The following is a 6,283-nucleotide window of genomic DNA, read 5'->3' on the forward strand; positions in this document are numbered from 1 at the left end:
TCGGCGTTCCGGTGGGGGCGCGGGGCCGGGCCGCAGGCGGCTGCGGCCACGTGAGGCGGTGCCGCAGGTCAAGCCGACACGCCCGCCCGTGCTAGACTGACTCTTCGTCTGCGCGCACTCCAGCACGCAGTTCGCACCCTTCCCTTCGACCGCGGTCCTTCACGGGCCGGATCGAGTGCGGGGTGCAGACAAGGGATCTTGGGTGGCACCGTCCGGTGCCACGGTACTAAGGAGACATCACATGGCAGCAGTGTGCCAGGTGACTGGAGCTGTTCCCGGCTTCGGTCACAACATCTCGCACTCGCACCGCCGGACGAAGCGCCGCTTCGACCCGAACGTGCAGAAGAAGACCTACTTCGTGCCCTCGCTGGGCCGGAAGATCACGATCAACGTGTCCGCCAAGGGCATGAAGGTCATTGACGTCCGCGGCATCGAGTCGGTTGTCAAGGACATGATCGCGAAGGGTGTGAAGCTCTGATGGCCAAGAAGGCTCAGGACGTCCGTCCGATCATCAAGCTGCGTTCGACCGCCGGCACGGGTTACACCTACGTCACGCGCAAGAACCGCCGCAACAACCCCGACCGCATCGTGCTGAAGAAGTACGACCCGGTGATCCGCAAGCACGTCGAATTCCGAGAGGAGCGTTGATCCATGGCTAAGAAGAGCAAGATCGCGCGCAACGAGCAGCGCAAGGTCATCGTGGCCCGCTACGCCGCGAAGCGCGCCGAGCTGAAGAAGGCGCTCGTGTCGCCGGAGTCCACCGACGAAGAGCGCGAAGCCGCCCGCGTGGGGCTGCAGAAGCTGCCCCGCAACGCGTCGCCCGTGCGCGTGCGTTCGCGCGACGTCATCGACGGTCGCCCCCGCGGAAACCTCACAAAGTTCGGCATCTCGCGTGTTCGCTTCCGCGACATGGCTCACCGTGGCGAGCTGCCCGGTGTGACCAAGTCGTCCTGGTGACACCCGGTCGCTGACCGCATCGAAAAGGCCCGCAGTTCCCCGGAACTGCGGGCCTTTCGCCGTTGCCGAGTGAGTATGCGCGGTGCCGAGTGAGTATTCGCGTTGCCGATCCCCGAAACCGGCCGAGAAAGATGGTTGCGACGCCCGGAACGGGCGCATCCGTCCCGATTCACCCGCGACACGCGGTGAATCTGCCCCGCAAGGCGCCCAAATCCGCATGATTCCGCGGATCGTGGGTATATTCGGGCACGGTCGCACTGACCAGCCCGGGGGCGCCAGCCTCCGGTCCGAAGGACAAGAAGGCGGCGCCGCCGCCTTGGAGGACAACCCCATGGCTGACAAGTCCATCACGAAGACCGAGCTCGTCTCGAGCATCGCCAGCGCCACCGGCCAGAGCCAGGCCACCGTCTCCGGCGTGCTCGACTCGCTGTTCGCGACCGTCTCCGAGGCCGTCGCAAAGGGCAGCAAGGTCTCGATCCCCGGCTGGATCGCGTTCGAGCAGGTCGACACCGCCGCGCGCACGGGCCGCAACCCGCAGACCGGCGAAGAGATCAAGATCGCCGCCGGCAAGCGCGTCAAGGTGACCGCCGGCTCCAAGCTCAAGGCTGCCGTCAAGTAACGACTCCGGCCCAGGCCAGGCCTCGGCGCGCGCAGGCGCGCCCCGAGACCTTCCGCCGCCAGAAGGGGGATGCCACGCGGCATCCCCCTTCTGCATGCCCACGTAGGCTTGTGTGGTGAACTCCCGCGCCCTCCGGTACGCCGGCCCGACGATCCTCGCGGTCGCGGCTGTCGCCGTGCTGCTGTGCGGGCTCGCCTTCGCCGGGGGAGCCGAGCCGCTGCGGCTGGGCGATCCCGGTCCGGTCGTCCGCTGGGGCCTGCCGGTGGCCAAGCTCACGGTCAACCTCAGCGCCGCCGTCATGGTGGGATCCCTCGTCGTCGCGCTGTACGCGCTGCGGGCGGGGACGCGCGCCTTCGAGACCGCGCTGGATGCGGCATCCGTCGGCGCAGCCGTGTTCACCGTCTCGGCGGGCATCACGGGGTTCTTCACCGTGCTCAACGCCCTCGGCTCCACTCCCAGCCCCGACGCGCAGTTCGGCCAGCTGCTGGGACGCTTCCTCGTCGAGCAGGAGCTCGGCCGCTCGTGGCTGCTGACCACCCTGGCCGGCGCCGTGCTGACGGTGCTGACGTTCGCGGTGCGCACGTGGACGCCAACGCTCATCGTCGCGATCCTCGCGATCGCCTCGCTCGTGCCCATGGCCACGCAGGGTCACTCCGGCGACGACGCCAACCACAGCGCGGCCGTCACGGCGCTGGCGCTGCACCTCATCGCGGCCGCGGTCTGGCTGGGCGGTCTCGTGCTCATGGTGCTGGTGCGGCCCGTGCTCTCACGCGACGAGACGGCCGACGTGCTGCGGCGCTACTCCTCGATCGCGCTGGCGGCGTTCATCGTGGTCGCCGTCTCGGGCACCGCGCGCGCCCTCGCCGGCGGCATCACGCTCGAGCTGCTGACCTCTCCCTACGGCCTCGTGCTGCTGGTGAAGATCGCCGCGCTCGTCGTGCTGGGCGTGCTCGGCGCCTGGTACCGCGTGCGGCTCATCGGCCGATACCGGGAGGATGCCGCATCGCGCCGGTTCTGGTCGCTCATCGGCCTGGAACTGGCCTTCATGGGCATCGCCAGCGGTGCGGCGGCGGCCCTCGCGCGCACGCCTCCGCCCGTGGACACGTCGCTGCCCGTGGACCTCACGCCCGCGCAGTTCCTCACCGGGGCGCCGCTGCCGCCGGAGTTCACCATCGACCGCTGGTTCACCGCGTGGGACATCGACCTGCTCTGGGCCTTCGCCGTCGCCTTCGGCGCGTTCTTCTACGTCGCGGGCGTCATTCGCCTCCGCCGACGCGGCGACACCTGGCCGGTGCACCGTACCGTCCTGTGGCTGGTGGGTCTCGCGCTGCTGCTGTGGGTCACGGGCGGGCCGATCAACGTCTACCAGGACTACCTGTTCAGCGTGCACATGGTCGGGCACATGCTGCTGTCGATGGCCATTCCGCTGTGCCTCGTGGCGGGAGCTCCGGTGACCCTCGCGGCACGGGCGATCCGCAAGCGGGACGACGGCACGCGCGGCGGCCGGGAGTGGATCCTGTGGGCGGTGCACAGCCCGTTCTCGCGCGTGGTCACCCATCCGCTCTTCGCGGCGGCGATGTTCATCGGATCGCTCTGGGTCTTCTACTACACCGACCTCTTCCGCTGGTCGCTCTACGACCACCTGGGCCACGAGTGGATGGTCGCCCACTTCCTCATCGCCGGCTACCTGTTCACCCTGTCGCTCGTCGGCGCCGATCCGGTGCCGTATCGCTACCCGTACCCGTTCCGCCTGGTCACGCTCATCGCGGTGATGGCGATGCACGCGTTCTTCGGCATCGCGATCATGATGCAGTCCGGTCTGATGGTCGCGGAGTGGTTCGGCTCGATGGGGCGCACCTGGGGTGTGACCCCGCTGGAGGACCAGTACGCGGGCGGCGGTGTGGCGTGGTCGGTCGGCGAGATCCCGACGCTCGTGTTGGCGCTGGTCGTGGCGATCCAGTGGAGCCGCAGCGACGAGCGGATGCAGAAACGGCGCGACCGTCAGGCGGACCGAACCGACGACGCCGAGCTCAAGGAGTACAACGAGAAGCTCGCGCAACTCGCCGAGCGGGATGCCCGCCGCCGGGAGCGCGCCGGGCTCTGAGGGGGCGGGCGCGGGGGTTCCGGGTGCTGTGCGCTAAGCCGGCCCGGTTGTTCAGTCGTCGCATGCGTCCCTCTGGAGCGCGTGCGCAGGGCCATTCGTGACGACCGTGCGGGGGGTGGTACTCACTCGGCGGCGCGAATACTCACTCGACGCCGGAGAGGACGATCGAGGCTGTGCCGTCGGGCAGCACCGAGATCTCGCCCGTCAACTGGAACGGCACGTCTTCGCTGACCGGCGTCACAGATCCGTCGAACAGTGACCTCACCTCGACGTCGATGTGCGCGACGGCGTCGGTCACGGGAATCTTCCACCCCGCGCCGTTCGGTTCCAGCGTGACCTGCGGCGGCTGCGGGATCGACCACTCGGGCAGCTCGTTGATGCGGTTGCGCACCGTGAATCCGAACGGGCACCCCGCGGGCTGCAGCACCTGCTGGGCGGCGCAGTCGGCCAGGAACTGGTCGACCTGCTCCTGCACGACGCCGATGAACTCCTCGGTGGGCTGCGCCTGAAGCTCGATCGGGATGCCGGTGGCCGGCGAGTCCGACAGCACCGCGACGCCGGGGGTCGCCGACATGGCGGTGTCGACCGACACGGAGTAGACGCCCGGGGAGAACACCAGCAACGGCACCGACGCGGTGGGGTCGGCCTCGGCGCCCTCCGGTGACACCTGGCGCTTGTCGACCTCGAAGCCGTTGACGGTGAACTGCATGGCGCCGTGCACCGTCAGGTCGATCACCGCGAGCGGCGATTCGGCGAACCGCCAGGAGGGGGCCACGCCGATCCAGCCGTCGCGCTCCACGGCGAACGTGGTCTTTCCCGGGTAGGGCCCGGCGCTGTATTCCACCGTCACCAGGGTGACGCCGTCGCGGGTCTCCTCGGCGACGGCGCGCACGTCGGTGAGCTCGGCGAGGGCCGCGCGACGCAGCAGCGCCTCTGAGGCCGTCGCCGGAAGGCCGGCGGCTTCGAGCTCGGCGGAGTCCACGACGACCCCCGGGACGGTCAGGGCGTCGGCGGCCCGGCCCTCGCTGAGCATCGTGAGGTAGCGCGTCACGAACGCGCTCGGGCCGTAGAACTGCGTGTACAGCACGCTCGAGGTGGCAGCCAGCGCCGCGAGCAGCAGCACGCCCGCGACGGCCAGCAGCGAGAGATCCCGCCGCAGGCGACGGCCGGCCGACCGGGAGCCCGGCGTGGCGGCATCCGCCCGGGGCGAGGGGGCGCCGTCGCCGCGGCGCGCGCGAGAGCGCATCGGCTCCGTGACCCCCTGCTGCATGTACTCAGTCTAGGAACTGCACCCGCCCCCAGCCCGGGAGTACTCCCAGGCGGCGCGGCGTGGCGCGCTGTGGGCATCGGCGGCTGGGCGCCTCGCGCCTGTGCGAGCATGAATCAGTGAGCACACCGCCCCTCTCTGATGAACAGGAAGCGGTGTTCCGGCTGATCGAAGACACCGATGAGCACGTCTTCGTCACCGGCCGCGCCGGCACGGGCAAGTCGACGCTGCTGCGTCACCTGGCCTGGAACACCGACAAGCAGATCGCCGTCTGCGCCCCCACCGGGGTTGCAGCCCTCAACGTCGAGGGTCAGACGATCCACTCCCTGTTCCGGTTGCCCATCGGCCTCATCGCCGGAAGCGACCTGGACCAGCCCGACCAGACCCGCCGCATCCTCAATGCCCTCGACACGCTCGTCATCGACGAGATCTCGATGGTCAACGCCGACCTCATGGATGCCATCGACCGCTCGCTCCGCCAGGCGCGCGGCCGACGCAGCGAGCCGTTCGGCGGCGCCCAGGTCGTCATGTTCGGCGACCCCTACCAGCTGGCGCCGGTCCCGCCCCGGGGCGACGAGATGCGGTACATCCGCGACCACTACCGGTCGTTCTGGTTCTTCGACGCGCACGTCTGGGCGGGGGAGTCGGGTGACGACGCCGATGGCGGCCTCATCGACCTCGGCCGTCACGGCGCGAAGCTCAACATCCGCGAGCTGCGGGACATCCACCGCCAGTCCGACCCGACATTCAAGATCCTCCTCAACGCCGTGCGTCACGGGGTCGTCACCGCGGACATGGCGGACATCCTCAACACCGCCGGTGCCCGGCGTCCGCCCGAGCCCGGCGGCGACGAGCCGCCCATCATCACGCTCGCCACGCGAAACGACATCGTAGGCCGCATCAACCAGCGCCACCTCGACGCCCTCCCCGGCACGGTGCAGACGGCCCGGGCCGATGTCAGCGGCGACTTCGGGCGCGGCGACGCGGCGTACCCGGCCGAGATGGAACTGCAGCTCAAGGTGGGCGCGCAGGTGATGTTCCTACGCAACGACGTCGGCGGTTTCGGCGAGCCGCCCCGGTGGGTCAACGGCACGATCGGCACGGTCACCCGCATCGCCGGGGCGACGGTGCGCGTCGAGGTCGACGGCGTGGAGCACGATGTCGAGCCCACCGTCTGGGAGAGGTTCCGGTACGCGTACGACCCGGCATCCAAGGCGCTCTCCCGCGACATCGTCGCGGAGTTCACGCAGTTCCCGCTGCGGCTGGCGTGGGCCGTGACGATCCACAAGTCGCAGGGCAAGACCTACGAGCGCGCGATCATCGACCTGGGCTCGGG

Annotated in this window: 7 protein-coding genes; 6 read left to right on the forward strand and 1 reads right to left on the reverse strand. The window is 69.7% G+C overall.

The genetic code is table 11. From position 1 onward, the window contains the following. Nucleotides 1–241 precede the first annotated feature (241 nt). The 5 genes from rpmB to NQ160_RS16380 all read left to right on the forward strand — a co-directional run bounded on the left by rpmB (nt 242) and on the right by NQ160_RS16380 (nt 3,680). The gene (gene rpmB / locus NQ160_RS16360) at nt 242–478 is read left to right on the forward strand and encodes a 50S ribosomal protein L28 (protein ID WP_257494552.1); all 237 of its coding nucleotides are present in this window, start codon (nt 242–244) and stop codon (nt 476–478) included. Next, a complete protein-coding gene (gene rpmG, locus NQ160_RS16365) occupies nt 478–648 on the forward strand; it encodes a 50S ribosomal protein L33 (RefSeq protein WP_005051772.1) in 171 nt (56 codons plus the stop codon). Before rpmB ends, rpmG begins: the two co-directional genes overlap by 1 nt. Nucleotides 649–651: 3 nt before the next feature. Beyond that, nucleotides 652–957: a 30S ribosomal protein S14 gene (gene rpsN, locus NQ160_RS16370; RefSeq protein WP_257516230.1), complete on the forward strand. Its 306-nt coding sequence runs from the start codon at nt 652–654 to the stop codon at nt 955–957. Between the two features lie 331 nt (nt 958–1,288). Beyond that, complete coding sequence (locus tag NQ160_RS16375; RefSeq protein ID WP_257516231.1) at nt 1,289–1,576, forward strand: HU family DNA-binding protein; 288 nt, start codon at nt 1,289–1,291, stop codon at nt 1,574–1,576. A 115-nt stretch (nt 1,577–1,691) separates the two neighbouring features. Continuing rightward, nucleotides 1,692–3,680 (forward strand): cytochrome c oxidase assembly protein, encoded by a 1,989-nt coding sequence (locus NQ160_RS16380; protein ID WP_257516232.1) that lies wholly within the window; start codon nt 1,692–1,694, stop codon nt 3,678–3,680. A gap of 142 nt (nt 3,681–3,822) precedes the next feature. Here the strand turns inward: NQ160_RS16380 and NQ160_RS16385 are convergent, their stop codons facing one another. Then, nucleotides 3,823–4,950: a hypothetical protein gene (locus NQ160_RS16385; protein ID WP_257516233.1), complete on the reverse strand. Its 1,128-nt coding sequence runs from the start codon at nt 4,948–4,950 to the stop codon at nt 3,823–3,825. Nucleotides 4,951–5,066: 116 nt separating this feature from the next. Here NQ160_RS16385 and NQ160_RS16390 point away from each other — a divergent pair. Continuing rightward, on the forward strand, nt 5,067–6,283 hold a 1,217-nt coding region (locus NQ160_RS16390; protein ID WP_257516234.1), incomplete at its 3' end, for an ATP-dependent DNA helicase.

Source organism: Microbacterium sp. zg.Y909 (assembly GCF_024626565.1).